Below are 3577 nucleotides of genomic sequence, written 5' to 3' on the forward strand. Positions count from 1 at the left end.
CGCGCTATCGATCTTGTCGAAGTCAACCTTGGCCGAACCGAATACCTCGGAGCAGACGCGGGTCAGAGCAGCGGTCAGAGTGGTTTTACCGTGGTCAACGTGACCGATGGTGCCAACGTTGACGTGCGGTTTGTTACGTTCGAATTTCTCTTTAGCCATCTTGACCGTCTCCTAGCGAAGAATTGAGCAAGCCATGCCGCCATTAAAACAAAGGCAGATACTTTCATATCTGCCTTCATTATATGGAGCTCATGAGCGGATTTGAACCGCTGACCTCACCCTTACCAAGGGTGTGCTCTACCAACTGAGCTACATGAGCCAAACTCTGTTGCGCCAACCACAAACTGGAGCGGGTAGCGGGAATCGAACCCGCATCATCAGCTTGGAAGGCTGAGGTTCTACCACTGAACTATACCCGCGGAGCTTGCAGCTCACGCTGAATCTGGTGGAGGGGGAAGGATTCGAACCTTCGAAGTCGATGACGTCAGATTTACAGTCTGATCCCTTTGGCCGCTCGGGAACCCCTCCAAAGTGAGGCGGCATTTTCTAGATCTGCCACCCTGCTGTCAAGCTTTTTCTCATTAAAATCTTGAGGTTAGCTACTTCGACAACATCTTCGCCGGGAACCAACTTTGACCACCCTGCGAAGCGGGCGCCATTCTATGCAAACTACTGGAGCAATGCAACGCCTTCACAAGGCATTAATTGATGCTGCAAACCGGCGAAGTCTCCGGCAAGTCGCCCAAGCAAAAACTCGTCAGCCAAGCGCCGACTTTCCGGAGCCACGCGCACCCAAAAACTGCGATGCGCACGTGAGAGTTCGCGAATCTGCGGCTCGTAACCCACATCACGCAAACGCTGCATAACGCTATTGGCCGAGTCATTACGAGGGAATATCCCCAGCGATATGCCGTTCGCCAGCTCGCCCTGAGTGATGATGTAGCTATCGATACGCCGGGCCTGCAGTTCACGCAACTGCCTCAGCGAGGCCTGACGCGAAGCCAGAGGTGGCAGATAAACCCAATACTCGACACCGGCTGCAGCATCGACGCTGCGCACTTCAGCCTGGATGTCCAAGCTCAAAAGCCGCTGCTCCACAACCCTGGCTCTCGACTCCTCTTCGAAACTCCCCAGATAGAGGCAGACTGCTGCCTCAGGAGCAACGGCATCAGCCGGCGCCGAAGATTCTGCGCGCACGCGCGGCGCATCCGCCTCACTCAACAGACGAATATCTTTACGCGCCGACTGATAAGCACCGGCTGGAGCCACCTCCTTGGCGCGCAAGGGGCCCTGCTGCTGATGCCAGACGTAATAGAAAGCGTTAAGTAGCAGGAGCAATAGCAGAATCCAGCGCATGCCTCGCCTCAGCTCAAGGGACAGGCGATAGCCAGTCCGACAAATACCAGATCAGGAACAACCTGCGCCCCCGGAACCACGTCTCGCACCAGGCCCGCATCGCCGCCAGTAAGGAAGACCTCGAAGCCCTCAGGAAAACGAGCCTGAGCTTGCAGCAACTGTTCGGCAACAAAACCACGCAACATCAATACGCAACCTCGCTCGACAGCCTCCGCAGTGGAGCGCCCAGGCTCCAATTCCTGCAACGCAGCAAGCGCCACCTGACGATCGTAGCGAATACGCCGAGTGTGCGTGCTCAACTGATCACGCATCAGCGGCAACCCAGGGCAGATGAAGCCACCCTGATGCCTACCATCGGCCGATACGAAGTCAGCGGTCACCGCAGTTCCGAGATCCACTACCAGACAAGCGCGCTGACCCAGATGATAGGCACCCAGCACAGCCAGCCAACGGTCCAGACCAAGGCGCCGGAAGTCTTCATAACCGTTCTGCACCACCCCGACCTGACTAGCAGATTGAGCGCAGACCGCATCCACCCCTAAGGAATCACGGATACGCGCAACCAACTGCTCGGTCTCAGCATCGCTACGCACACTGACTAGGCGACAGCGACTCACCCGCAACTCAGACGCAGCAGCCAAAGACTCGAAAAGCGCGGCATCGGAGTCGACCACGCCAGCAAGAAGGCGCTGTGCTCCATCCACGGAGATGACCCGCCACTTGATAAAGCTATTACCGCAGTCGAGCTCAAGAATCATGTTGCAACCTCAGGCTCAACTCGCCACCACTGAAGGAGCGATCAACGCCATCCACGCTCAGCCTAATAGCGCCTCGCTCATCAACTCCAAGCACGACACCCAGCGTCGCATTGCTTCCTGCCGTCAACGCCACAGAACGCCCACGCCATGCATGCAAGGCTTCCCACTCCTCGCGCAAACCAGCAAAGCCGTGCTGCCAATGAGTGGACAGGCTGCTCCGAAGCTGCAACAACAGCTCAGCAGCCAATTCATTACGATCGAGCATCCGTCCAAGGCATTGGCGCACCGAGGCCCAAGGCTGATCGATAACAGCGGGCGCATCGACTGCCATGTTGACGTTGATACCGATACCAATCACCACATGACAGACATCGGCCGGATCTCCGGCGAGCTCCAGGAGAATTCCGGATATCTTGCGACCTTCAACCAGCACATCATTCGGCCATTTGAGTCGCGCGCCATCGACGCCACAGGATTGCAGTGCTTTAGCGACAGCAAGGCCTACAGTCAGACTCAAGGCCTCCACCTGACTCATCCCACCTTCTACACGCAGAACGACACTGCAATAAAGGTTCTCGGCAAAAGGGCTGGCCCAGACACGCCCCCGCCGACCACGGCCAGCGGTCTGACGCTCGGCAAGCAGCACGAAAGGCGCACTCACTCCAGCATCGAGGCGACGAAAGATCTCGGCATTCGTCGAATCCACGCTGGACTCAACAGAGATCGGCCAATCCAAGCCATCAGCGCCACGAGAGATATCTCCGGCATCGAGCAAAGCCATGGGTGAAGACAGCCGATAGCCCCGACCAGGAACCTTGAACACCTCGATCCCCAGCTCGGCCTCCAGGCCTTGCAGTTGCTTCCAGATGGCACTGCGACTTATCCCAAGCTTCGCCCCCAGGGCTTCACCGGAATGGAATCGACCATCCTGCAGAAGTTTCAACAATTCCAGCATGCCAGGCCCCGCCACGAACAAGGCTGGCATGATAACGATGAGGCTCCGGCTTGCATAGAAAACGGGAAGCATAAGAAAGCCATATAAAGGAAAGATCCTGGCCCACGCACAGGACCACACCCTCAGAACCTATAAACAGCAAAGGCCACCTTCAGGTGGCCTTTTTCTTGATGCCGATAACGCACTACCCCGTAGGATGCGCCCCGCGCACCGCAATAACCCCACCATGTCAGTGCGCGCAGCGCACCCTACGCGATTACATGAGCGCGTTTCCCGCAACCCAAATCCGAGGTGAGCGCTGATGCCCCGTAGGAGCGAGCTCTGCTCGCGAAGCTACGTAGGGTGCGCCCTGCGCACCGCGTTTACCGCGTCTTGGTCGGTACGCACAGCGCACCCTACGCGCTTGCAGGAACGACTTTTCGCTCTGTTTTCCACGCCACAAAGAAGAAACCCCAGACCGCTTTCGCGATCTGGGGTTTCGTATAGGAGCTTGACGATGACCTACTCT

The 3577-nt window shown here is 57.2% G+C and carries 4 protein-coding genes and 3 tRNA genes; all 7 read right to left on the reverse strand.

Annotation, left to right across the window (positions count from 1 at the left end):
• The coding region (locus RTH74_RS24030; protein ID WP_256343747.1) for a GTP-binding protein at window positions 1–159 on the reverse strand (159 nt) is incomplete at its 3' end.
• 84 nt (window positions 160–243) lie between these two features.
• A tRNA-Thr gene (locus RTH74_RS24035) sits at window positions 244–319 on the reverse strand.
• 26 nt (window positions 320–345) lie between these two features.
• Window positions 346–419, reverse strand: a tRNA-Gly gene (locus RTH74_RS24040).
• 24 nt (window positions 420–443) lie between these two features.
• Window positions 444–528: transfer RNA gene (locus tag RTH74_RS24045), tRNA-Tyr, on the reverse strand.
• Window positions 529–669: 141 nt separating this feature from the next.
• The gene (locus RTH74_RS24050) at window positions 670–1356 is read right to left on the reverse strand and encodes an SPOR domain-containing protein (RefSeq protein ID WP_099526825.1); all 687 of its coding nucleotides are present in this window, start codon (window positions 1354–1356) and stop codon (window positions 670–672) included.
• An 8-nt stretch (window positions 1357–1364) separates the two neighbouring features.
• The gene (locus RTH74_RS24055; RefSeq protein ID WP_125835264.1) at window positions 1365–2114 is read right to left on the reverse strand and encodes a pantothenate kinase; all 750 of its coding nucleotides are present in this window, start codon (window positions 2112–2114) and stop codon (window positions 1365–1367) included.
• Window positions 2104–3069, reverse strand: a complete 966-nt coding sequence (gene birA, locus RTH74_RS24060) for a bifunctional biotin--[acetyl-CoA-carboxylase] ligase/biotin operon repressor BirA (RefSeq protein WP_316916325.1) — start codon at window positions 3067–3069, stop codon at window positions 2104–2106. Before birA ends, RTH74_RS24055 begins: the two co-directional genes overlap by 11 nt.
• Window positions 3070–3577: the final 508 nt, after the last annotated feature.

It is taken from the genome of Pseudomonas sp. zfem001, assembly GCF_032621725.1.
GTDB classification, from domain to species: domain Bacteria; phylum Pseudomonadota; class Gammaproteobacteria; order Pseudomonadales; family Pseudomonadaceae; genus Aquipseudomonas; species Aquipseudomonas sediminis.